This is a genomic window from Streptomyces sp. NPDC043853, assembly GCF_056436025.1.
In genome coordinates this window covers 660,922-685,520 of sequence record NZ_JBWKDJ010000002.1, presented here as the reverse complement: position 1 = coordinate 685,520, position 24,599 = coordinate 660,922, and the positions used below count along the sequence as shown (strand labels likewise).

Here is a 24,599-nt window from a genome sequence, read left to right as displayed (position 1 = left end):
GCCACTGCGCGGTATCGATTCGTAACGGGGGCGGGCCCGCCCGTATCCTGTGCCCCGTGACCGAGAACACGCAGACACCCAGCAGCCCCCACTCCGAACTGCCGACCCAGTACGCGCCGGCCGAGGTAGAGGGGAAGCTCTACGAGCGCTGGGTGGAGCGGGGTTACTTCACGGCCGACGCCAAGAGCGAGAAGCCCGCGTACACCATCGTCATCCCGCCGCCGAACGTCACCGGCTCCCTCCACCTGGGCCACGCCTTCCAGCACACGCTGATGGACGCCCTGACCCGCCGCAAGCGCATGCAGGGCTTCGAGTCCCTGTGGCTGCCCGGCATGGACCACGCCGGCATCGCCACCCAGAACAAGGTCGAGCAGCAGCTCGCCGAGGAGGGCAAGTCCCGCCACGACCTGGGCCGCGAGGAGTTCGTCGACCGGGTCTGGCAGTGGAAGGAAGAGTACGGCGGCAAGATCCTCGGCCAGATGCGCCGCCTCGGCGACGGCGTCGACTGGTCCCGTGAGCGCTTCACCATGGACGAGGGCCTGTCCCGCGCCGTCCAGACGATCTTCAAGAAGCTCTACGACGACGAGCTGATCTACCGTGCCGAGCGCATCATCAACTGGTGCCCGCGCTGCCTGACCGCCATCTCCGACATCGAGGTGGAGTACCAGGAGGACGCCGGCGAGCTCGTCTCCATCAAGTACGGCGAGGGCGAGGACACCCTCGTCGTCGCCACCACCCGCGCCGAGACGATGCTCGGTGACACGGCCATCGCCGTCCACCCGGACGACGAGCGCTACAAGCACCTGGTCGGCAAGCTCATCAAGCTGCCGCTCACCGACCGCTCCATCCCGGTCGTCGCGGACACGCACGTCGACCCCGAGTTCGGCACCGGCTGCGTCAAGGTGACGCCCGCCCACGACCCGAACGACTTCGCCATCGGGCAGCGCCACGGCCTTCCCAACATGACGATCATGGACGAGCGCGGTGTCATCACCGTCCACGGCCCGTTCCTGGGCCTGGACCGTTTCGAAGCGCGCAGTGCCGTCGTCGGCGCCCTGCGCCAGCAGGGCCGGATCGTCGCCGAGAAGCGTCCGTACGTCCACTCCGTCGGGCACTGCTCGCGCTGCAGCACGACCATCGAGCCCCGCCTGTCCCTCCAGTGGTGGGTCAAGGTCGAGACCCTCGCCAAGGACGCCGGTGACGCGGTCCGCGACGGCCGGGTCAAGATCCACCCGAAGGAGATGGAGCGGCGCTACTTCGACTGGGTCGACAACCTCAACGACTGGTGCATCTCCCGCCAGCTGTGGTGGGGCCACCGCATCCCGGTCTGGTACGGCCCGGACGGTGAAGTCCTCTGCGTCGGCCCCGACGAGCAGCCGCCGACGGGCGAGGGCTGGCACCAGGACACCGACGTCCTGGACACCTGGTTCTCCTCCGGCCTGTGGCCGTTCTCCACGCTCGGCTGGCCGGAGAAGACCCCGGACCTGGCGAAGTTCTACTCCACCGACGTCCTGCTCACCGGCCACGACATCATCTTCTTCTGGGTCGCCCGGATGATGATGTTCGGCCTCTACGCCATGGACGGCGAGGCCCCGTTCAAGACCATCGCCCTGACCGGCCTGGTCCGCGACGAGCGCGGCAAGAAGATGTCGAAGTCCTTCGGCAACGTCGTCGACCCGCTGGACTGGATGGACAAGTACGGCTCCGACGCCGTCCGCTTCACCCTGGCCAAGGGCGCCAACCCGGGCACCGACGTGCCGATCGGCGAGGACTGGGTCCAGGCGTCCCGGAACTTCGCCAACAAGATCTGGAACGCGACCCGCTTCGCGCTGATGAACGGTGCGACGGTCGAGGGCGAGCTGCCGCCGGCCGAGAAGCTGTCCGCCACCGACCGGTGGATCCTGTCCCGCCTGAACAAGACGGTCGCGCAGGTCGACGCGTACTACGAGGACTTCCAGTTCGCCAAGCTCAGCGAGGCGCTGTACCACTTCGCGTGGGACGAGGTCTTCGACTGGTACGTCGAGCTGTCGAAGACCACGTTCTTCGCGGGCGGCGAGGGCGCCGAGGTCTCCGGCCGCGTCCTCGGCGAGGTCCTGGACGTCCTGATGCGCCTGCTGCACCCGGTCGTCCCGTTCGTCACCGAGACCCTGTGGACCACGCTCACCGGCCGCGAGTCCCTCGTGGTCGCCGAGTGGCCCACCGACAGTGGCTTCCGCGACGAGGCCGCCGAGGCCGAGATCGAGAACCTGCAGGCCGTCGTCACCGAGGTCCGACGCTTCCGCGCCGACCAGGGCCTGCAGCCGGGCCAGAAGGTCCCGGCCCGCCTCGACCTGGCCGGTACGCAGCTGGCCGCGCACGAGGCGGCCATCCGCCAGCTGCTGCGCCTCCAGCCGGAGGGCGAGGGCTTCAGCGCCACCGCCACCCTGCCGGTCGCCGGGGCCACGGTCGCGCTGGACCTGTCCGGCACGATCGACGTCGAGGCCGAGCGCAAGCGGCTGACGAAGGACCTCGGCGCCGCCGAGAAGGAGAAGCAGCAGGCGGAGGCCAAGCTCGGCAACGAGGCGTTCCTGGCGAAGGCGCCGGACAACGTGGTCGACAAGATCAAGGGCCGGCTGGCCAAGGCGGAGGCGGACATCGCCCGCATCCAGGCCCAGCTCGCCGCCCTCCCGGCGGCGTAGCCGCCCGCAGTACGAGGCAGGGGCCCGGCACCAACACGGTGCCGGGCCCCTTCGCCGTTCCCGGGCGGGGGCCGTGCGCCGGGGAACGGCCGGCGGCCGTGTGGGCAGTCGTGCCGCCGGGGCGATGGGGGTCCCACCTGCTCGAGCGAAGCCGAGAGCTTGGGGGTGGGGGTCCCCCCGGACGGAGTCTGGGGGAGGTGGGCACACGGCACCCCGGTCCCGCGAGGGCTCGCGCAGCCGCCCCCGCCCCGGGTCCGGCTGCGGTTCGGACCCCGCACCAGGGGCGGGCCGCCCCCGGCGGGGCCGCGGTGACGGACGCCCCGCAGGGGTCAGGTCGCGCGCCGCGAAGCCAGGTGGCGGCGGGCCCGGGGCCAGAGGAGCACGCCGCACAGGAGGGCGGAGCCCAGTGCCGTGCCGGCCAGGCCCGCCTTCAGACCCGGCGGGGTGTACGTACAGGAGATGCGGCTCGCGCCGGATTCGCCCAGCGGAACCCCCAGCAGGCCCTGGTACGAGACCGGCGCGCGGGACGGGCCGCCATCGGCCGAGCAGGACCAGCCGGGCACCGCCGTGGTGCCGACCACGGCCGTGCCGGTCGCGCCGGCCGGCAACTCCGCCGTGACCGAGTGACCGCCGGTCCGGACGGACACCGCGCCCGCCGTGGACTTCAGCTCGGCGATCCGGGCCTCCAGCGCGGCCCCGTCCAGGCAGCCCAGTGCCGCCGCAGGCAGCACCTGCCCGTCCTTCGCCGCCCGCACCGAGAACGAGAACCGCCCGTCCGCCGGCACCGGCCCGAGCTCCTTCATGGCGGCGCTGACCACCGGCGGGTCACCGAGGAAACCCTGCTTCGGGCCCGTCTCCGAGCGCGCGACGCCGTACAGGGAGGGCGCGTGGAGGAGGGCACGCGTCCCCGGCGGGCACTGCGCGGTGAAGGAGGTCCACTGGTCGGCGCCCTCGCCCTGTGCCTTCCGCAGCCGGAAGCCGGAGCCGTCGGCGGTGCGCCCGTCGGCCGGGCCACCGGTGTGGGCCGGCTCCGGGACGGTGTAGACGCGGGCCCCGAGCGCGGCCTGCTGCCGGGCCCACACCGATCCGGCCGGCGCCCCGTACGCCTGGTCGCTGCCCGGTGCCCGCACGGTGACCAGCGGCGGCGCCGGACGCACCGTGGCCCTGATGCCGTCCCGGCCCACCGGCTCCAGCACCGTTCCGATGCCGAGCAGGGCCTGGAGGACCGGGTTCTGGGCGGACTGCAGGTGCCGGCCGCCCATCCGGTAGCCGAGGCCGAGGTCGCGCAGGGCGGTCGCCGTCTCCACGGTCACGTAGCTGCTGTAGTACGAGCCGCCCTGCCCGCCGAGCAGCATGGCGTCGTTGTTGGTGACGAACACTCCGGGACCGTGGTCGGCGCGTCCCGTCCGTGCCCAGTCGGTCCGTCCGGCCAGCGCCCGGCGGGCGTTCTCGCCGAGCTCGGTCATGGTGGTGGCGCGGGCGGGGCCGCGGTCCCGGGGGTCGTGCAGTACCGCGATGCCGTACACCGCGTACGCCGTGCTCGCGAACACCGTCCCGGCGAGCAGTCCGACGACCGCGATCCGGCCGGGCCGCCGCAGGCCGCGCGCGTACACCGTCAGCAGGGCGGTGACGGCCGTCCCGCCGAGCAGCGCCACCGTCAGGGCGTAGTCGTTGACGGGCTGCTGGTCGTGCGTCAGCAGCACCAGTGCGGCGAGGAGTCCGGCGCCGCCGGCCAGCGCGCGGACCCGAGGCATGTGGGCGAGGCAGATCCACGCGGCCATCGCCATCAGGCCGCTGAGGACGAAGGACTCGCGGAAGGGTGCGCCGTGCGGGAGGGTCAGACCCTGCCAGAGCTTCGCCGTCGGGGTGATGACGAAGGAGACGGCGGTGAGCAGCAGCAGGGCCAGCCAGCCGGCCCGTTCCCGGGGGCGCACCTTCGACTGGAAGGGCAGCGCCAGCACCAGCAGCAGGGTGAGGATGCCCGCGAACACGTTCGGGGCGGGGTACTTGGGCAGGGTGCCCGGTATGAGCATGGCCAGGTAGGTGAGCGGCTCGGTGTCCACGCTGACCACGAAGCGGTCGGTGGGCTGCGACTGTGCGTTGGCCAGCCCGCACACCAGGACGGCGGGCGCGGCCAGCAGCAGCCCGGTGCCGGTCGTCAGGGCGGCCCGGAGGAGTACCCGGCCACGGGTCCGCCCGTCGGTGTCGGCCAGGGCCAGCCGGAGTCCGAGCACCAGCGCGGCGGCCATGGTGGCCATGGCCGCGGTGTAGAAGTTGCCGACCCAGCAGACGGCGACGGCGAGGCTGCCGAGCACCGGGCGGCGGCCGGTCAGTGCCCAGTCCGCCGCCAGCCCCAGCAGCGGCAGGGAGACCAGGCCCCAGGTCCACATGGGGACGACGGTGCCTTCGACCACGCCCCAGCCGCAGACCGCGTAGCCGGTGGCGAGCAGGGCGCGCAGCCAGGGCGATCCGGGCCGCAGCCGGCCGAGGAAGACGGTCATCAGGGCGGCCGCCAGGCCCATGCTGCACAGGCTGACGACGTAGACGACGAGTTCGCCCTGGTTGCGGCCGAACAGCCCGGCGAGCCAGGAGAAAGGATTCGTCAGATAGGTGAGGAAGTCGCCGAGGAAGCCGACGCCGTATCCGCTCTGCCAGGTGAAGAACAGGTCGCCCTGTGCGGTGCCGTGCTGAAGGTCCCACAGATACGTGTGGAAGGGCACGTACTGGTGCCGCAGGTCGTTGACGGCGCGCGGGGCGGGCCCGAACGGGTAGGTGCCATGGGCCGCGAGACCCGCGCAGTACGCCGCCATGGAAAGGAAGGCGGCCGTGAGTGCGGCCAGTGCTTCGCGGCGGGCGCGTGCCCGGCCGTCGGCTGTCGCGGGACCGGCAGGCCCCAGGAGACGCCCGGCCGCACGGAGTTTTGCGGCAGGCGTTATCGCAGCGGTGATCATGAAGTTGTGTCCTTCAGCCTTTGCGTCGGTTCCCCCCGGCCGGCTCAAAGGCCGTCGGCTAGCGGCATCTTATGTATTCCGCTGAAAAATCCGGTTACCGGACGACGGCAATGCGGCCATGATCACGGTGTCGCGGAGCGCGGCCGGCGCGAGGCGTCGAGGGTGCGGGCGCAGGGAGGGCGCGGGCGCACCGCCCGCCCGTCTGGTTGCCCGACCTCCCGGCCGTCCGGCCGCTCGATCGACCGGGTGGACGGTAAAGCCGAACGTGACAGCTCCCAGCTCCCCGCCCCCCCCCGCTCTCGCCCCCCCGCTCTCGCCCCCCCGCTCTCGCCCCCCCGCTCCCGCCCCTCGCCCCCCGCGACACCTCGTCCGGCCCGCCCCCACCTGTCCGGAAGTGCCGCATATCACGGTTTTCGCCCGCCGTGCGCAGCTCATCCGCAGTCCCGACCACGGATGATGGATGGCATGCACCCCAAGCCCCTCGCCCCGGCGCTCCAGACGGTCACCGCCGCGGGCCGCCGGATCGCCGCGAGCCGGGCCGGGTCGCCCCGCGTGCTCGACGCCCTCACCGCGATCGGCTGCCTCGCCCTGATGGCCCTGGACCTGCCGGGCCTGGCCGCCGCCGACAACTCGCTGAACGGCCCGACCGCCGCGCTCGTCCTCGCCGCCGGCGCCGCCACCCTGCTGGTCCGGCGCAGCCTGCCCTGGCTGTCGCTCGCCGTCGCCCTGCTGTTCATCGGCTGGCTGCACGAGCTCACGCTGATCCAGTTCGCCCTGTACTCCGTGGGCCGCTACCGGGGCCGCCGGGCCGGCGTCCTCGCCACCGCCGGGTACATCGTCTTCTGCCTGGCCCTGTTCAACCTGCCGGGCTGGCCCCTGGACCACGCGAGGACCCTCAGTGCCTTCCTCGGCCTGGTGGTGCCCATCGGCGTCCTCGCCTCGGCCGTCGGCATCGCCGCGTACCGGCAGGACCTGGTCCGGGAGCTCGACGCCCGGCGGGCCGAGTCCGCCGTGCTCCAGGCCGTGCAGCAGGAGCGGACCTCCGTCGCGCGCGACGTCCACGACTTCGTCGGCCGTGAGCTGACCCTGCTCACCGTCCGCTCGGAGGTGCTCTCCCTGCGGGCGCGCGAGACGGCGTACGCGAAGGACTTCGACGAGCTCGCCGACACGGCCCGCCGGGCCCACCTCGTCCTCAACGAGATCATCGTGCAGCGCGGCGACCCGGCCGCCACCCCCGGTGTGAACGGGCTGTCCGCGCTGGCCGAGCAGAGCGGCCGGGCGGGCTCCCCGGTCCGTCTGCACCTCGACCCCGGCGTGCACGCCCTCTCCCCGCTGCGTCAGGCCGCCGTCTACCGGGTGGTCCAGGAATGCCTGACCAACGCGGCCAAGCACGCCCGCGGCGAGACCGTCGACGTACGCATCTCCGCCGACGGCCCGCAGCTGCGGATCGCCGTCGGCAACGGCCTCCCCGCGCGCACACCGGGCCGCGCCCCGGTCTCGGCCGGATCCGGCACGGCCAGCATGGCCGAACGCGTCCGCAGCCTGGGCGGCACCCTGACCGCCACCCGCACGGCCCACCGGTACGAGGTGGTCGCCATCCTGCCCTGCTCCTGAATCCGTGCGGACCCACGCCCCGGGCCCGGCCCGGCCGCGGCCCCCTCCGCCCGCCCGCCCCGGCAGCGGCGCGCCGCCCGTCCGTAGACTGGACCCGTGAGTGAGCAGCAGCCCGAGCCCAGTGACGATCGCTTCGACGAGTTCGACGAGATCGTGGCCGAAGAAACCGACCGCGACCCGGACCTGGCGGTGATCGAAGCGGGCAGCCGCACCCTGCGCGCCCAGGCCGGCGCCCCGCAGGGCGACCCCGTGCCCGCCCTGCCCACCGACCCCGAGCTGGTCAAGGCGCTGCGCGAGGTGGAGCAGGAGCTGTCCACCCGCTGGGGCGAGACCAAGCTGGAGCCCTCCGTCCGGCGCATCGCCGCACTGATGGACGTCCTCGGCGAGCCGCAGCGCTCGTACCCGACCATCCACGTCACCGGCACCAACGGCAAGACCAGCACCTCCCGCATGATCGAGGCCCTGCTGAACGCCTTCGAGCTGCGCACCGGCCGCTACACCAGCCCGCACGTGCAGCTGGTCACCGAGCGGATCAGCCTGGACGGCGGCCCGATCAGCGTCGAGCGCTTCGTCGAGACGTACCGGGACATCAAGCCGTACGTGGAGATGGTCGACGCCTCGCAGGACTACCGGCTGTCCTTCTTCGAGGTGCTCACCGGCATGGCCTACGCCGCCTTCGCCGACGCCCCGGTGGACGCGGCCGTGATCGAGGTCGGCATGGGCGGCACCTGGGACGCCACCAACGTCATCGACGCCTCGGTCGCCGTGGTCACCCCGATCAGCCTGGACCACACCGACCGGCTCGGCGGCACTCCCGGCGAGATCGCGGAGGAGAAGGGCGGCGTCATCAAGCAGGGCGCCACCGTGATCCTGGCCCAGCAGCCGGTGGACGCGGCTCAGGTGCTGCTGAAGAAGGCCGTCGAGGTGGACGCCACCGTGGCCCGCGAGGGCATGGAGTTCGGCGTGGTCGCCCGGGAGGTCGCGGTCGGCGGGCAGCAGCTCACGCTGCGCGGCCTGGGCGGCGAGTACGAGGACGTCTTCCTCCCGCTGTACGGCGCGCACATGGCGGCCAACGCGGCGGTGGCGCTGGCGGCCGTGGAGGCGTTCTTCGGCATCGGCGCGGAGCACGCGCGGCCGCTGGACATCGACACGGTCCGCAAGGCCTTCGCATCGGTGACCTCCCCCGGCCGGATGGAGGTCGTCCGGCGCAGCCCCACGGTGATCCTGGACGCGGCGCACAACCCGGCGGGCGCGCTCGCCACTGCGGAGGCCGTCACCGAGTCCTTCGGGTTCAGCCGGCTGATCGGCGTGGTCGGCACCAGCGAGGGCAAGGACGTCCGGGGCGTCCTGGAGGCCTTCGAGCCGATCTTCGCGGAGGTGGTCATCACGGCGAACGCCACCCACCGGGCGCTGGACGCCGACGAGCTCGCGGCCATCGCGGTCGAGGTCTTCGGCGCCGACCGGGTGCAGGTGGAGCCGCGTCTGGACGACGCCCTGGAGGCGGCGATCACCCTGGCCGAGGAAGAAGCGGAATACGGAGGGGCCGGTGTCCTGGTGACCGGTTCCGTGATGACGGTGGGCGAAGCCCGCCTGCTGCTGAAGAGGGGCTGAGCCAACCGTGCGTACCCTGTGCGCCTCCACGCTGATCGGCGAGTTCTTCGTGATCGGCTTCGCCGGGCTGGTCGCCATGAAGGGCGATCTGTCGCAGGCCACCGTCTGGGCCGTGTGCGGGGCCGGCATGCTGCTGTCGCTTCTGCTGTGCGGGATGCTGTCGCGGCCCGGTGCCGTGCAGATCGGCTGGGCGCTGCAGATCGGGCTGGTCCTGAGCGGCTTCGTCGTGCCGACGATGTTCTTCCTGGGCGCGGTCTTCGCGGCCCTGTGGTGGTGCTCGGTGCACTACGGCCGCAAGGTGGACGCGGCCAAGGCCCGCTGGGCCGCGCAGCAGCAGGACCAGGGCGAGGCCCCGGCCGGGGCGTAGGGGGCGTCCGGGGGACACCCCCGGCCCCGCCCCCTGTAGCCTCGTACGACCGCACCCGTATGCCGCAAGGAGCCGTACCCATGACCCAGCGCACTCTCGTCATCCTCAAGCCCGACGCCGTCCGGCGGGGTCTGATCGGCGAGATCATCGGCCGCATCGAGCGCAAGGCCGGCTGGACCATCCCGGCGATGGAGCTGCGCACCCTGGACGAGGAGACCCTCGAGGCCCACTACGGGGAGCACAAGGGCAAGCCCTTCTACGAGCCCCTGATGGGCTTCATGGCGAGCGGCCCGGTCGTCGTCCTCGTGGTGGAAGGGGAGCGCGCGATCGAGGGCCTGCGCACGCTCGCCGGTCCCACCGACCCGATCGCCGCAGCTCCCGGCTCCATCCGGGGTGACTTCGGCACGATCGTCCGTGAGAACCTCATCCACGCCTCCGACGGCGAGGAGTCCGCGGAGCGCGAGCTGAAGCTGTTCTTCCCCTCGCTGTAACGGGGGAGCGGTGCGGCGGCCGGACCGGCGTAACGATCGGACCGGTATAACGGTCGGAGCACCCCGGAGAGCACTCCTCTCTGACTGAACATCAGCCGAATAGCGCTCATGACCTGGGGCGACCGAAGTAATTTCGGTCGCCCTTCGGTATTCCCGGGCCCTGGCGGGAACGCATGGGCAGACCACGACGTCAGCACAGATGGGGGCGGAAGCCGTTCCGGCGGCCCCGCGTCACCCGAAGCGGAGTCCCGTCGCGCAAGTGCTCAGGTCCGGCACTACGATGGGGCCTCCACCCACACCCACCTCGCCGACCTGACAGCAGCCGCTATCAACTGGAAGGCCAGACGCTCCTCATGGGGAACAAGGGGAACTCAATGTCGTTCATCGGCCGTGACATGGCTGTCGACCTCGGGACCGCCAACACGCTGGTGTACGTGAGGGGCCGGGGGATCGTCCTGAACGAGCCTTCCGTCGTCGCCATCAACACGAACACCGGCGGCATCCTGGCGGTCGGATCCGAGGCGAAGAAGATGATCGGCCGGACGCCCGGCAACATCGTCGCCGTACGCCCCCTCAAGGACGGCGTGATCGCCGACTTCGAGATCACCGAGCGCATGCTGCGCTACTTCATCCTCAAGATCCACAAGCGCCGTTACCTGGCCCGCCCGCGCGTCGTGGTCTGCGTCCCCTCCGGCATCACCGGGGTCGAGCGCCGCGCCGTCATCGAGGCGTCCACCCAGGCCGGCGCCCGTCAGGTGCACATCATCGAGGAGCCCATGGCCGCCGCCATCGGCTCCGGCCTCCCCGTCCACGAGGCGACCGGCAACATGGTCGTGGACATCGGCGGCGGCACCACCGAGGTCGCCGTCATCTCACTCGGCGGAATCGTCACGGCACAGTCCATCCGGGTGGCCGGCGACGAGCTCGACAACGCGATCATCCAGCACATCAAGAAGGAGTACAGCCTCCTCCTCGGTGAGCGGACCGCCGAGCAGATCAAGATCACCATCGGTTCGGCCTACGACCTCGACAAGGACGAGCACACCGAAATCCGCGGCCGCGACCTGGTCTCCGGCCTCCCCAAGACGGTCGTCATCTCGGCCGCCGAGGTCCGCAAGGCCATCGAGGAGCCGGTCAACGCCATCGTCGACGCCGTCAAGACCACCCTCGACAAGTGCCCGCCGGAGCTCTCCGGCGACATCATGGACCGCGGCATCGTGCTCACCGGCGGCGGCGCGCTCCTGCGGGGCCTCGACGAGCGGCTCCGCCGGGAGACCGGCATGCCCATCCACATCGCCGAGGACCCCCTCGACTCCGTCGCGCTCGGCTCCGGCAAGTGCGTGGAGGAGTTCGAGGCCCTCCAGCAGGTACTGGACGCCCAGCCCCGGCGGTGAACGGACCCCCACATCCAGGGGACCCGCGGAACACCAGGATCCGCCGTACGGGTGCTGCCGCTCCCGTACGGCGGATCGTTGATATACAGGCAGGGAAACCGGTGGAACCACCGGCTCCACCAGAGCCGGTCGCCAAGCCGGCACGGATCACAACGGAAGGCACGGCCGCCGCACGTGAGGGACACACGAGAGAGCCGGCTGCTCCTGGTACTGCTGGTCGCCATCGCGTTCGCACTGATCACGGTGGACATCCGGGCGGGTGAGGAGTCACCGGTCGACGGTGCCCGGCAGGCCGCCGCCGCGGTCTTCGGCCCGGTCGAGAAGGGCGTCGCGACCGCCGTCGACCCGGTCGCCAACGCCATAGGGGCAGTACGGGACTCCGGCGAACGGCACAACCGCATCAGCGTGCTGGAGCGCGAGAACGCGGCCCTCAAAGCCAAGCTCGGCAGTGACGACCGCAACCGCAGCCGCATCGGCGAACTCGACGGCATGCTCAAGCGGGCCGGAGCCGGCCAGTACGGCATCAAGGGCGCCGAGGTCATCGCCATAGGGGCGGCCCAGGGCTTCTCCTGGACGGTCACCATCGACGCCGGCACCAAGGACGGCATCCAGCGCGACATGACCGTCCTCAACGGCGACGGACTGGTCGGCCGGGTCACCACCGTCGGCCCCGACACCGCCACCGTGCTGCTCGCCAGCGACCCCGACTTCACCGTCGGCACCCGCCTGGAGAAGACCGGCGAACTCGGCTTCGCCACCGGACAGGGCGACCGCCCCCTGTCCGTCCAGATGCTCAACGGCCGCGCCAAGGTCAGCCCCGGCGACCGCCTGGTCACCTTCGGCTCCAGCGCCAACAAGCCCTTCGTGCCCGGCGTCCCGCTCGGCGAGGTCGTCCGCGTCGACCCCTCCGGCGGCGGACTCACCCGGACCGTCCACGTCCGCCCCTTCGTCGGCTTCTCCCGGCTCGACATCGTCGGCGTGGTCGTCGTACCGCCCCGCCAGGACCCGCGCGACGCCGTCCTGCCGCCCAAGCCGGAACCCCCCAAGCCCACCCCGACGGTCACCGTCACGGTGACGCCCTCCGCGAGCGTCTCCGGCCGCCCGGCGGACGAAGAGGAGAGCTGAGCCATGCGCTTCAACCGGATCCTGCTCTCCGGCACCCTCGTCGTGGTCGCCCTGGTCATCCAGGTCACCGTCCTCGGACGGCTCCAACTGCCCGGCGCCGTGCCCGACCTGATGCTGCTCACCGTGGTCTCCCTGTCCCTGGTGTACGGGCCGACCTCCGGCGCCCTGCTCGGCTTCGGCGCCGGACTCCTCGCCGACCTCGCCCCGCCCGCCGACCACGCCGTCGGCCGCTACGCCCTCGTCCTGTGCGTCGTCGGCTACGCCGCCGGCCTCGCCCGCCCCGACAAGGGCCGCTTCCGGTCCGCCTGGGGCCCCATGCTCACGGTGCTCGCCGCGGCCCTCGGCTCCGTCCTGCTCTACGTCGGCGTGGGCGTCCTGGTCGGCGACACCGCCGAACGCCACGTCGGCCTCGGCGGGCTGCTGTTCAGCGCCGTCCTCTACGACCTGCTGCTCGCCCCGTTCACCGTGCCGTTCATCATGGCGCTGGCCCGGCGCGCCGAGAGCGACCCGATGGCCGTGGAAGCCAACGCCGGTGCACCGCAGGGCACCGACGTCTCCTCCGGCTGGCTGGCCGGCGGCACCGGCCTGCGCATCGGCAGCCCGCGCGGCGGCCTCCGCCTGCGGACGGCCCGCGGCCGCGCCAACCGGGCCGGGCGGATAAAGGGCGTCAAAGGCGTGAAGAGCGTCAAGAAGCTGTGACGGGGGAACACGACGCATGACCAACATCCCGGAGACCGGCCGCACCCCCCGGGTGCAGATCCGTCTCGTCATCATCCAGGTGCTCGTGTTCTCCCTGCTGCTCACGCTCGGCGGACGGCTCTGGTACCTGCAGATCCGCCAGGGCCACGAGTACGCCCACGCGGCCCGCAGCAACCACGTCCAGCGGGTGGTGCAGCCCGCCGTGCGCGGCACCATCCTCGACGCCCGCGGCGTACCCATCGCCGACAACGAGACCCGCCTGGTCGTCTCGGCCTCCCGCACCGAGCTGATGAAGATAAAGGACAGGGGGAAGGCGGTCCTGACCCGCCTCGCCGGGGTCCTGGGCATGAAGCCGCAGGACGTCATGGACAAGATCCGGCTCTGCGACTCCAAGACCCCCAAGCCCTGCTGGAACGGCTCCCCGTACCAGCCGATCCCGGTCACCCTGGAAGCCACCACCCAGCAGGCCCTCACGATCCGCGAACGCCCCGAGGACTTCCCCGGCATCACCGCCGAGCCCACCGCGGTGCGCCGCTATCCCGCGCCCGGCGGGGCCCGCACCGCACAGGTGCTCGGCTACCTCTCCCCGGTCACCGACGACGAGATCCAGAAGGCCAAGGACACCGACTCGCCGCACCTGCGCTCGGACCAGGTGGGCCGCTCCGGCATCGAACGCACCTACGACAAGCAGCTGCGCGGCAAGGCACAGGTCACCTCCTACGAGGTCGACAACCTCGGCCGCGTCATGGGCCAGACCCAGTCCGACCCGGGCGTGGCCGGCTCCACCCTGGTCACCAGCATCGACGCCCGGGTCCAGGCCGTCGCCGAGTACGAGCTCGCCCAGGCCATGAAGGTCGTCCGCAACGAGACGGACAAGATCACCGGCCGCAAGTACGAGGCCGACTCGGGCGCCGTCGTCGTCATGGAGACCAAGACCGGCCGCGTGGTCGCCATGGCCTCCCAGCCCGACTACGACCCCAACGCCTGGGTCGGCGGCATCTCCGCCCAGGACTACGCCCGGCTGACCAGCAAGAACTCCAACTACCCGCTGCTCAACCGGGCCATCCAGGGCCAGGCCCCCGCAGGCTCCATCTTCAAGGTGGTGTCCGCGAGCGCCGCCGTGCGCGCCGGCTACGCCTTCGACGACAAGTACAACTGCAGCGCTTCCTACAACATGGGCGGCCGCAGCTTCGCGAACTTCGAGTCCAAGGGCCACGGCCCCATCAGCCTCGGCGAAGCCCTCAAGTTCTCCTGCAACACCGTCTTCTACGCCCTCGGGCACAAGGAGTGGCAGCGCGACGGCGGCCTGAGCCCCAAGAAGGACGCCCACGACTGGTTCTACCGGACGGCCCGTGAATTCGGACTCGGCTCCGAGACCGGCATCGACCTGCCGAACGAGGTCACCGGCCGGATCCCCGACCGCCACTGGAAGAAGAGCTTCTGGGAGGCCAACAAGGACGCCTGGTGCCGTGAGGGCAAGAAGGGCGGCACCTACGTCGAGCAGATCGCGTACGAGAACTGCCTCGAAGGCAACCAACTGAAGGCCTTCGACAGCATCAACTTCGCCATCGGCCAGGGTGACGTCCTGGTCACCCCCATCCAGATGGCCTCCATCTACGGCGCCATCAGCAACGGCGGCACCCTCTACCACCCCATCGTCGGCAAGGCCGTGATCGGCCCCGACGGCACGGTGGAGGAGGTCAAGCCCAGGTTCCACGCGAAGCTGCCGGTCGACGCCAAGACCATCTCCGACCTCGACAAGGGCCTGAAGTCCGTCGTCGAGCCCGGCGGCACCGCCGCATGGCGGTTCGGCGGCTGGCCGCAGGACAAGATCCCGATGCACGCCAAGACCGGCACCGCCCAGGTCTACGGCAAGCAGACCACCTCCTGGCTGGCGACCTACACCCAGGACTTCACCATCGTGATGACGATCTCCCAGGCCGGTACCGGCTCCGGCGCCTCGGGTCCCGCCGTCCGCAACATCTACAACGCCATGTACGGCCTCACCATGGAGGGCAAGCCGAACGGCAAGCCCCTGCTGCCGAAGCCGGAGGCGAAGCTGCCCACGGTCCAGCCCGACGGCACCATCCAGGCCCCGGAGGTCAAGCCCTACGTGCCGCCGACCCCGGAGGATCTGACGCCCGGACTCGCCGGTCCCCCCGCCCCGCCCCGACATCTGCAGGACTGAGCCGAAGATGCCGACCGCCAACAAGTTCTCCGTATCCCGGTACGCGCCGCGCAAAGGGCCGATGGCCCGCCTGACGGCCCGCGACTCGGTCCTGCGCCGGCTCGACTGGCCGATACTGCTCTCGGCCCTCGCGCTGTCGCTGATCGGCGCCCTGCTGGTGTGGTCCGCCACCCGCAACCGGGACACCCTCAACCAGGGCGACCCGCAGTACTTCCTCTGGCGCCACCTGCTCAACACCGGCATCGGCCTGGTGCTGATGATCGGCACGGTCTGGCTCGGCCACCGCACCCTGCGCGGCGCGGTGCCGGTCCTCTACGGGCTCTCGCTGCTCCTGGTGTCGGCCGTGCTCACCCCGCTCGGCGCCACCATCAACGGCGCCCACGCCTGGATCGTGATCGGCGGCGGCTTCTCCCTCCAGCCCTCCGAGTTCGTCAAGGTCACGATCATCCTGGTGATGGCGATGCTGCTGGCCTCCCGCGTGGACGCCGGCGACCTGGACCATCCCGAGCACCGGACCGTGGTCAAGGCGCTGTGCCTGGCCGCCGCCCCCATGGGCATCGTCATGCTGATGCCCGACCTCGGCTCGGTCATGGTCATGGTGGTGATCGTGCTCGGAGTGCTGCTGGCCTCCGGCGCCTCCAACCGCTGGGTGCTGGGCCTGGTGGGCTCCGGCATCGCCGGCGCGGTGCTGGTCTGGCAGCTGGGCGTGCTCGACGAGTACCAGATCAACCGCTTCGCCGCCTTCGCCAACCCCGAGCTCGACCCCTCGGGCGCCGGCTACAACACCAACCAGGCGCGGATCGCGATCGGCGGCGGCGGACTGCTGGGCTCGGGCCTGTTCAAGGGCCCGCAGACCGTCGGACAGTTCGTGCCCGAGCAGCAGACCGACTTCGTGTTCACGGTGGCGGGGGAGGAGCTGGGCTTCGTCGGCGGCCTGGCCATCCTCGGGCTGCTCGCCGTGGTGCTGTGGCGGGCCTGCGTGATCGCCCGGGAGACCACCGAGCTGTACGGGACGATCGTGGCGGCCGGGATCATCGCCTGGTTCTCCTTCCAGGCCTTCGAGAACATCGGCATGAACCTCGGCATCATGCCGGTGGCCGGCCTGCCGCTCCCGTTCGTCTCCTACGGCGGCTCCTCGATGTTCGCCGTCTGGGTGGCGATCGGCCTGCTCCAGTCGATCCGCGTGCAGCGGCCGCTGTCGGCGTAGCGGCGTACCCGCCCGCCGTAAGCACACCGGGACACCGCCGGTGTGCTGCTCGGACCCGCTCCGCCGGGGCCCGGGCAGCACGGCCGGGCCCGGCCGGACCGGACCCGCTTCCGACGGATCTCCGCCGAATCTCCCGTTCACCACCGCGTTCCGCCCCGTTCAGGACTACGTTCGATGCATGGCGGACACGAAGCGCGAGATCGAGCGGAAATTCGAGTTCACGAAGCCCAAGGCGGAACGGCGCGGGGTACCGGACCTGACGGGCACGGCCGGCATCGCGGCCGTACACGACCAGGGCACCGCCGACCTCGACGCCGTCTACTACGACACCCCCGACCGTCGGCTCGCCGCCGACGGCCTGACCCTGCGCCGCCGCACCGGCGGCGAGGACGCCGGCTGGCACCTCAAACTCCCCGTCGCCCCCGGAGTCCGCGACGAGGTCCGGGCCGAGCTCAGCGACACCCTGCCCGGCCCCCTCGCCGCCCTGGTCCGCTCCCGCGTCCGCGACGGCCGGCTGGAACCCCAGGTCCGGCTGCTCTCCTCGCGCCGGATCAGCCACCTCCTCGACGCCGACGGAACCCTCCTCGCCGAACTCAGCACCGACACCGTCACCGCCGAACGCGAGGACACCACCGCCGCCTGGACCGAGGTCGAGGTGGAACTCGCCGACGACACCGACCCCGCCCTGCTCGACGCCGTCGAGGAGAGGTTCAGGAAGGCCGGGCTCAAGGTCTCCGACGCCCCCTCCAAACTCGCCCGCGCCCTCGCCGAGACCGGAGCCGAACCCCCCTCGCGCCCCCGCCCCGACCCGGGCGACGGGACGGCCGGCGCGTACGTGCTGGCGTACCTCCGCGAGCAGCTCGACGCCCTGATCGCCTACGACCCGGCCGTACGCCGCGACCAGCCCGACTCGGTGCACCAGATGCGGGTCGCCGCCCGCCGCATGCGCAGCGCCTTCAAGACCTACCGCAAGGTCCTCGACCGCGAGGTCACCGACCCCGTCGGCGAGGAGCTGCGGTGGCTCGGCCAGGAACTCGGCGTCGACCGCGACCAGGAGGTCCTCCACGAGCACTTCCAGGCCGTGTTCGCCGAACTCCCCCGCACCCTCGTCTCCGGCCCCGTCCGCCGCCGCCTGCGCACCTGGAACAAGACCCGCCGCTCCGACTCCCGCCGCCAGGCCCTCGCCGTCCTCGACAGCGACCGCCACCTCGCCCTCCTCGACACCCTGGAGGGCCTGCTCGCCGACCCGCCCCTGCGGTCCGGCGCCGGGAAGCCGGCCGCGAAGGCCCTCCCCAAGGCCGTCCTGCGCGACTACGGCCGCCTCGCCGCCCGCGTCGACCACGCCCTGTCCCTGGAACCGGGGGAGCAGCGCGACCACGCCCTGCACGACGCCCGGAAGGCCGCCAAACGCGCCCGCTACGCCGCCGAGGCCGCCGAACCCGCGCTCGGCAAACCCGCCAAGAAGCTCGCCAAGGCCATGAAGTCCGTCCAGAGCCTGCTCGGCGAACACCAGGACAGCGTGGTCGCCCGGGCCTCCCTGCTCGACCTGGCCCACCAGGCCAACGGTGCCGGCGAGCCCTCCTTCACCTGGGGCCTCCTGCACGGCCGCGAGGAAGCCCGGGCGGAGCGCAGCGAGAACCGGCTCCCGGAAGTCTGGGCCGAGGCCTCGGACCCCGCCCTGCGGAGCGCCCTGGGCTGACCGCGGCGGGCAGGGGGCGGGCGCGGCGGCCGTTGATCAACGCCGACAGGGGCCGTCCGGGGCTCGGGTACCCTGGAATGTCTCCCCCTGCCCGCTTCACGAAAGTCGCGTGATGTCCGAGTCGGTCTTCCCCCAGCTCGAAGCGCTGCTCCCGCATGTGCAGAAGCCCATCCAGTACGTCGGCGGTGAACTCAACTCCACCGTCAAGCCCTGGGAGAGCTGTGACGTCCGCTGGGCGCTCATGTACCCGGACGCGTACGAGGTCGGGCTGCCCAACCAGGGCGTCATGATCCTCTACGAGGTGCTCAACGAGCGCGAGGGCGTCCTGGCCGAGCGCACCTACAGCGTGTGGCCCGACCTGGAGGCCCTGATGCGCGAGCACCGGGTCCCCCAGTTCACCGTGGACTCCCACCGCCCGGTGTCGGCCTTCGACGTGTTCGGCCTGTCCTTCTCCACGGAGCTGGGCTACACGAACATGCTCACCGCCCTGGACCTGGCGGGCATCCCGCTGGAGTCCAAGGACCGCACCGTCGACCACCCGATCGTCCTGGCGGGCGGCCACGCCGCCTTCAACCCGGAGCCGATCGCGGACTTCATCGACGCGGCGATCATCGGCGACGGCGAGCAGGCCGTGCTCGACATGACCGAGATCATCCGCGCCTGGAAGGCGGAGGGCCGCCCCGGCGGCCGCGACGAGGTCCTGCTCCGCCTGGCCAAGACCGGTGCGGTCTACATCCCGCGCTTCTACGACGTCGAGTACCTGCCGGACGGCCGTATCGCCCGCGTGGTGCCCAACCGCTCCGGCGTGCCGTGGCGCGTGTCCAAGCACACCGTCATGGACCTCGACGAGTGGCCGTACCCCAAGCAGCCCCTCGTCCCCCTCGCCGAGACGGTCCACGAGCGGATGTCCGTCGAGATCTTCCGCGGCTGTACCCGCGGTTGCCGTTTCTGCCAGGCCGGCATGATCACGCGCCCCGTGCGGGAGCGAAGCATCACCGGCATCGGCGAGATGGTGGACCGCGGTCTGAAGGCCACCGGCTTTGAGGAGGTCGGCCTCCTCTCCCTGTCCTCCGCGGACCACACGGAGATCGCCGACATCGCCAAGGGCCTCGCGGACCGCTACGAGGAAGACAAGATCGGCCTCTCCCTGCCCTCCACCCGGGTGGACGCCTTCAACGTCGACCTGGCCAACGAGCTGACCCGCAACGGCCGCCGGTCGGGCCTCACCTTCGCCCCCGAGGGCGGCTCCGAGCGCATGCGCAAGGTCATCAACAAGATGGTCTCGGAGGAGGACCTGATCCGTACGGTCGCCACGGCGTACGGCAACGGCTGGCGCCAGGTGAAGCTGTACTTCATGTGCGGCCTGCCCACGGAGACCGACGAGGACGTCCTCCAGATCGGCGACATGGCCGTCAACGTGATCGCCAAGGGCCGCGAGGTCTCCGGCCAGAACGACATCCGCTGCACGGTTTCCATCGGCGGTTTCGTGCCCAAGCCGCACACCCCGTTCCAGTGGGCCCCCCAGCTCTCCGCCGAGGAGACGGACGCCCGCCTGGAGAAGCTCCGGGACAAGATCCGCGGCGACAAGAAGTACGGCCGCTCCATCGGCTTCCGCTACCACGACGGCAAGCCGGGCATCGTCGAGGGGCTCCTCTCCCGCGGCGACCGCCGCATCGGCGACGTCATCCGCGCCGTCTACGAGGGCGGTGGCCGCTTCGACGGCTGGCGCGAGCACTTCTCGTACGACCGCTGGATGCAGGCGGCCGAGAAGACCCTGCCCGAGTACGGCGTGGACGTCGCCTGGTACACCACCCGCGAGCGCACCTACGAGGAAGTCCTCCCCTGGGACCACCTGGACTCCGGCCTCGACAAGGACTGGCTCTGGGAGGACTGGCAGGACGCCCTCGACGAGACCGAGGTCGAGGACTGCCGCTGGACCCCGTGCTTCGACTGCGGCGTGTGTCCTCAGCTCGGACTCGACATTCAGATCGGCCCCACCGGCAAGAAGCTCCTGCCGCTTGAGGTCAAGAAGTAGCCGTGACCAGCGGCGATGCCGTCCTGAGGATGGCTGAGAAGCTCGCTGGCATGAGGAGGCGGAGCGTTCCGAGATCCTGAGAGGGCTCGGGACGAAGGAGCGCGAGCAGGCTCCCCGCCCTGTGCGGCGCACGCCGCTTCCTGCTCCTCGGCAAGATGCGGGCATCGTCTCGGCGGTCGAGTGGGTGTAGCTGAACAGAGGCGTCCGGGCCCTAAGGGTCCGGGCGCCTTCTGCGTGGCGCCGATGAACAGCATCAGGTCGGATCGGGGTGAACACGCCCTCTTGACCCTCAGGTTCCGACAGAGCTGCAACATCCTGCTTCGGATGCACGGGACCGGCCACTGATGGACATGCGGACGTGGAGGGACGCCAGGGCTCAGGCGACGGACGCGACGGAGTCCATACGCGCGGCACTCGCCGCGCTCGGAGTTCCCGAGTCCGCATGGAGCAGCGTCCGGCCCGTAGTGACGCACACCGGGCAGGCTGCCTTGAACTCCCGTGCCAGAGTGAGCGCCTTCCCCAGCTCCGGCCGCTCCTTCACGCGGGTGCTGATCTTCTCCGAGAACACCCTGGACAGTGGGCATGCGGGCGGCTTTTTGGTGATTTAGCATGGAGTGACCAGTCGATTACTGTTCGTGCGCGAAAGCAGGGGAACGTCATGTACATGATGCGCGAGGTATATCAAGCTGAACGCGGGAAGGCACCGGAGATCGTCGCGGCGTTCAAGACCCTCACCAAGATGTTCGAAGAGGCCGGGTACGCGAACCGGCGAATCTACGTCGATTACGCCGGTCCCATGGATACGGTCGTCTGTCAATGGGAGTTCGACAGCCTCGACCAGTACTTCACCATGGAGCGAGGGTCCTTCGCGGATCCAAACGCCCAGTCACTGATCGATACGCTCAACAGCAACGCGGTATCCGGCTACAAGGAGATCTACGAGGTCATCCAGTAGCGGATCACCGGGGCGACAGAGGTCACCGTCACCCGCGCGTTCCCGGACCCGACGAGCGGCCACACCACTCAGCCGGACGCCATCCGGTGGGGCGCTGCTGCGCCTCTGCCTGACCGCCTGTCGTTGGGTGCGGGGTGACCCCTTAGCCCTACCTTGCAGACCGCCATGTCTTGGCGGCTCAAATCCTGCCACGGTTTCAGACCCCGTCAGGGCGGCGGCCGACGGTCAATTCGAGGTCGATGCTGTCGTTCTTCGACACGAGGTTCTTCCCCCACCCCTCGCACCACTCGATCATGGTCGAGAGATCCGACATGCGGCGGATGAACCGGTCGAGTTTCCAGAAGAGAAGGACATCGAACTCCGGGGCTCGGTTGTTGAGCCACTCGCCCAGTTCATGGGCCGGAGCGAGCCATCGCGAAGGCCCCCTTTCGAGGGGGGCCTACGTGTATCCGAAGTCTCCTTCGGTGGATATCCTCAACTCTTGGAGGTGGGTATCCATGGCGAAGACTGTGATCGATATCGACGAGGAGGCGCTCGCGCTGGCCGCGGAGGCGCTCGGGACCAAGACGAAGAAGGACACCGTCAACGCAGCCCTTGCCGAAATAGGAGCGCGGGTCCGGCGGGAGAGGGCCGTCGCCAGACTCCTCGCGCTGGATGAGGACGGCGCTTTCGACAAGGGGCGGGAGCCGGGATTCAAGGAGGAGGTGCGCGGATCGTGGGGGAGCACGGGGAGCGGTTCCTGATCGATACCTCGGCGGCACACCGCATCACTCTGCCGGGCCCGTTCGCAACCTGGCGTACTGCCCTGGAGGGCGGACGGATCGGGATGTGCGCGGCGACGGAGGCGGAGGTGCTGTACTCGGCGCGATCACCCGCCCAGTACGCCGAGATGCGCGACACGCACGGTGACCTCTACGGCTGGTACGGGATCCCGGACGGGATCTGGACGAAGGTCACGACGCTCCAGGCAACCCTGGCCGCCGCGGGTGCCCTGCGATCCGCCGGCGTCGTCGACCTCCTCGTGGCGCTCACAGCACAGCACCACCGGCTCGTCGTCCTGCACTACGACCGGGATTTCGAGACGATCGCGAAGCACACGGATCTCCGCACCCGCTGGCTGGCGGAACCTGGAAGCATCGACTGAGTGTCCTGACACACATGAACACGGTGATGACGAAAAAGGATCCGCCGGCGGCCGGGGGGTGTCTGGGGGCCGTGGCCAAGGCGGTGGCCGTGGCCGTGGTGCTGCCCGTGCGGCTGGTCTGGGATCTGGTCGTCGTCGCGGCGCGGGGCGCGCAGCGGTATCTGCTGCGGCAGTTGTGGGAGTACCTGCTCTACCCGGTGTACACGTACGTGCTCCTGCCCTGTGGGCGGGCGCTGGGGTGGGTGTGCGTCGTTCTGCTGAAGCTCCTTTTCGTCTGGCCCTGGGTCGGGTTGTGGCGGTACCTGCTGCGGCCGCTCGGGACCGGCGTGGGGTGGCTCGCCTCGTGGGTGTACGCGTACCTCCTCGAACCCGTCGGGGTGTTCCTCTACACGTGGGTGCTCCACCCGCTGGGCGTGGCCGCCGGACGGGTCGGGCAGGTGCTGTGGAGGTACCTGCTGTGGCCGGCCTGGAAGGCGCTGGCCTGGCTGGGGTGGGTGCTGGCCATGACGGTGTTCGTCTGGCCGTGGGTCGGCCTGTGGCGGTACGTGGTCCGGCCGCTCGGGCTCGCCGTGGCATGGGTCGCGGTCCAGGTGTGGCGGTATCTGGTCCGGCCCGTCGGGGTCGCCCTCGGGTGGCTCGGGGTACAGCTCTGGACGTACCTGCTGAGGCCGGTCGGGATCGCCCTCGGGTGGCTGGCCGCGCGGGTGTTGACGTACCTGCTGCGGCCCCTGTGGCAGGTGCTGGTCTGGGCCTGGCACGTCGCCGGGCGGATCCTGCGGGCCCTGTGGCGTGCGGTGAAGTGGGCCGGATGGGTGACCGTCGGGTGGCCCGCGACCCGGGTGTACCGGTACGTGCTCACGCCGGTCGGGCACGCCGTGCGCGATGCCTGGCGCACCGTGCGGACCGCCGTGCGCGAGGCCCGCGCCCAGGTGCGCCGGGCCCTGTGGGGTACTCCTCCCCGGGAACCGGCGAGGTCACGGGCGCGTACTCTGGGTAGTACGACAGCCGTAGGCGCGGCCCCGGAGCCGCCCCAGCTGCGAAAGACGTCACAAGGCGGAGCCTGAGCGCTCGCGCCCCGCACAAGGAGAAGAACCACTGGGCAAGCGACAGCCCGAAGGCCCGCCACCCGCTCCGGCGGTGCAGCGCATCCGACTGCGCTACACCAAGCGCGGCCGCCTCCGGTTCACCAGCCACCGCGACTTCCAGCGCGCCTTCGAGCGGGCCCTGCGCCGCGCCGAGGTGCCCATGGCGTACTCGGCGGGCTTCACCCCGCACCCGAAGGTCAGCTACGCCAACGCCGCCCCGACCGGCACCGGCAGCGAGGCCGAGTACCTGGAGATCGCCCTCACCGCGCACCGCGACCCCGAAAAGCTGCGCGAGCTGCTCGACGAGTCGCTGCCGGCGGGCCTGGACATCACCGACGCCGTGGAGGCCCGCACCTCGGGCCTCGCCGACCGGCTGACCGCCTCCATCTGGGAGCTGCGCCTGGAGGGCGTGGAGGTCGCCGAGGCCGAGCGGGCCGCGTCCGTGTTCCTCGCCGCCGGGACCGTAGAGGTCCAGCGCCGGACCAAGAACGGCGTGCGGACCTTCGACACCCGGGGGGCCGTGGTCAGCCTGGCAGCGGCTGCCGCTCCGGGTGATAGGACGCCGGACAATGCCTGTGCGATACTGCGGCTGGTTGTTCGGCACGTGACACCTGCCGTGCGACCCGACGACGTCCTGTCCGGTCTCCGAGCTGTGGCCGACCTGGCGCCGCCGGTCCCCGCAGCGGTGACCAGGCTGGCGCAGGGGCTCTTCGACGAGGAGTCCGGCACGGTGACCGACCCGCTCGCGCCCGACCGCGAGGCAGTCACGGCCGCCCCACCCACGGCCGCCGCGACCGCCGCCGCGAAGGCGCCGGAAGGTCCCGCCGCGTAAGGACGTCACGAAGCGCAGTCCTCGTACTCGGGAGCCACCTGGGTCGGGCCGCGCACTGACCTGAAGACTTCCGCCAGGCCGTACGCACATCGCGTACGGAACCGGCGGCCATGGACCTACAGCTCCCGTGAGGCGAACGCGCCCCGGAGGCAGGCTCCGCACCCTTCGTGCGGAGCCGTGCCGGACCGGATGTCAGCCGCGGTGCCCAGGGGGCGTGACGGGAGAACCGCCCGCATGCTCAACAACGAAATCGAGAACCCCGCCGTCGGTGGCGACAGCCCCAGCGACAACCTGCCGCCGCGTCGGCGCCGCCGTGCTGCCTCGCGCCCGGCCGGCCCGCCGGGAGCCACCGCCGCCGAGACCGCGGCGCTGCCCGAGGCCACTGCGGCCGCCGAGGCTCCGGCCCCGGCCGCCGAGGAGGCTCCGGCTGCCGCTCCGGCGCGTACCCGTCGTCGTGCGACGCGTGCCGCTGCCGCGCCGGCCGCGCCCGCCGCCGAGGCTCCGGCCGTGGTCGAGGCCCCCGT

Annotated in this window: 19 protein-coding genes and 1 pseudogene; 18 read left to right on the top strand and 2 right to left on the bottom strand. The window is 71.2% G+C overall.

Annotated elements, in window-relative coordinates:
- Window positions 1-56: 56 nt before the first annotated feature.
- On the top strand, window positions 57-2,678 hold the full coding sequence (locus tag AC067U_RS08340; RefSeq protein ID WP_478828833.1) for a valine--tRNA ligase: 2,622 nt from the start codon (window positions 57-59) through the stop codon (window positions 2,676-2,678).
- Window positions 2,679-3,007: 329 nt separating this feature from the next.
- Here the strand turns inward: AC067U_RS08340 and AC067U_RS08335 are convergent, their stop codons facing one another.
- Entirely contained in the window at window positions 3,008-5,629 is a 2,622-nt protein-coding gene (locus tag AC067U_RS08335) for a YfhO family protein (protein WP_478828832.1), read from the bottom strand.
- A 465-nt stretch (window positions 5,630-6,094) separates the two neighbouring features.
- On the opposite strand from AC067U_RS08335, the gene AC067U_RS08330 reads away from it, so the two are divergent.
- The 12 genes from AC067U_RS08330 (at window position 6,095) to AC067U_RS08275 (ending at window position 21,014) form a co-directional block, all read left to right on the top strand.
- Entirely contained in the window at window positions 6,095-7,243 is a 1,149-nt protein-coding gene (locus tag AC067U_RS08330) for a sensor histidine kinase (protein ID WP_478828831.1), read from the top strand.
- A 96-nt stretch (window positions 7,244-7,339) separates the two neighbouring features.
- Window positions 7,340-8,854, top strand: a complete 1,515-nt coding sequence (gene folC / locus AC067U_RS08325) for a bifunctional tetrahydrofolate synthase/dihydrofolate synthase (RefSeq protein WP_478828830.1) — start codon at window positions 7,340-7,342, stop codon at window positions 8,852-8,854.
- Window positions 8,855-8,861: 7 nt separating this feature from the next.
- Window positions 8,862-9,221, top strand: coding sequence for a DUF4233 domain-containing protein (locus AC067U_RS08320; protein WP_478828829.1), 360 nt, complete (start codon window positions 8,862-8,864; stop codon window positions 9,219-9,221).
- Between the two features lie 80 nt (window positions 9,222-9,301).
- Entirely contained in the window at window positions 9,302-9,712 is a 411-nt protein-coding gene (gene ndk, locus AC067U_RS08315; protein WP_478828828.1) for a nucleoside-diphosphate kinase, read from the top strand.
- Window positions 9,713-10,086: 374 nt separating this feature from the next.
- Entirely contained in the window at window positions 10,087-11,106 is a 1,020-nt protein-coding gene (locus AC067U_RS08310; protein WP_125647420.1) for a rod shape-determining protein, read from the top strand.
- Window positions 11,107-11,280: 174 nt separating this feature from the next.
- Window positions 11,281-12,231: a rod shape-determining protein MreC gene (mreC, locus tag AC067U_RS08305; RefSeq protein WP_478828827.1), complete on the top strand. Its 951-nt coding sequence runs from the start codon at window positions 11,281-11,283 to the stop codon at window positions 12,229-12,231.
- Between the two features lie 3 nt (window positions 12,232-12,234).
- Window positions 12,235-12,930, top strand: coding sequence for a rod shape-determining protein MreD (gene mreD, locus AC067U_RS08300; protein WP_478828826.1), 696 nt, complete (start codon window positions 12,235-12,237; stop codon window positions 12,928-12,930).
- Window positions 12,931-12,946: 16 nt separating this feature from the next.
- A complete protein-coding gene (gene mrdA / locus AC067U_RS08295) occupies window positions 12,947-15,118 on the top strand; it encodes a penicillin-binding protein 2 (RefSeq protein WP_478828825.1) in 2,172 nt (723 codons plus the stop codon).
- Between the two features lie 7 nt (window positions 15,119-15,125).
- Window positions 15,126-16,325, top strand: a complete 1,200-nt coding sequence (gene rodA / locus AC067U_RS08290; RefSeq protein WP_478828824.1) for a rod shape-determining protein RodA — start codon at window positions 15,126-15,128, stop codon at window positions 16,323-16,325.
- A gap of 178 nt (window positions 16,326-16,503) precedes the next feature.
- A complete protein-coding gene (locus AC067U_RS08285) occupies window positions 16,504-18,024 on the top strand; it encodes a CYTH and CHAD domain-containing protein (protein WP_478828823.1) in 1,521 nt (506 codons plus the stop codon).
- Window positions 18,025-18,133: 109 nt separating this feature from the next.
- Window positions 18,134-20,059 (top strand): TIGR03960 family B12-binding radical SAM protein, encoded by a 1,926-nt coding sequence (locus AC067U_RS08280; protein WP_478828822.1) that lies wholly within the window; start codon window positions 18,134-18,136, stop codon window positions 20,057-20,059.
- Between the two features lie 658 nt (window positions 20,060-20,717).
- Complete coding sequence (locus AC067U_RS08275; protein ID WP_478828821.1) at window positions 20,718-21,014, top strand: hypothetical protein; 297 nt, start codon at window positions 20,718-20,720, stop codon at window positions 21,012-21,014.
- A gap of 214 nt (window positions 21,015-21,228) precedes the next feature.
- On the opposite strand, the pseudogene AC067U_RS08270 reads toward AC067U_RS08275, so the two are convergent.
- Window positions 21,229-21,405: pseudogene (locus AC067U_RS08270) on the bottom strand (recombinase family protein); the annotation flags it as partial.
- 106 nt (window positions 21,406-21,511) lie between these two features.
- On the opposite strand from AC067U_RS08270, the gene AC067U_RS08265 reads away from it, so the two are divergent.
- The 5 genes from AC067U_RS08265 to AC067U_RS08245 form a co-directional block, all read left to right on the top strand.
- Window positions 21,512-21,757 carry a type II toxin-antitoxin system VapB family antitoxin gene (locus tag AC067U_RS08265; protein ID WP_478828820.1) on the top strand — a complete coding sequence of 82 codons (246 nt, stop codon included), beginning with the start codon at window positions 21,512-21,514 and terminating at the stop codon, window positions 21,755-21,757.
- Window positions 21,730-22,158 (top strand): PIN domain-containing protein, encoded by a 429-nt coding sequence (locus tag AC067U_RS08260; protein ID WP_478828819.1) that lies wholly within the window; start codon window positions 21,730-21,732, stop codon window positions 22,156-22,158. Before AC067U_RS08265 ends, AC067U_RS08260 begins: the two co-directional genes overlap by 28 nt.
- A gap of 26 nt (window positions 22,159-22,184) precedes the next feature.
- Window positions 22,185-23,222, top strand: a complete 1,038-nt coding sequence (locus AC067U_RS08255; protein WP_478828818.1) for a hypothetical protein — start codon at window positions 22,185-22,187, stop codon at window positions 23,220-23,222.
- 73 nt (window positions 23,223-23,295) lie between these two features.
- A complete protein-coding gene (locus tag AC067U_RS08250) occupies window positions 23,296-24,075 on the top strand; it encodes a TIGR03936 family radical SAM-associated protein (protein ID WP_478828817.1) in 780 nt (259 codons plus the stop codon).
- 234 nt (window positions 24,076-24,309) lie between these two features.
- Window positions 24,310-24,599 (top strand): hypothetical protein (locus tag AC067U_RS08245; RefSeq protein ID WP_478828816.1); only part of this gene is annotated, 290 nt, incomplete at its 3' end.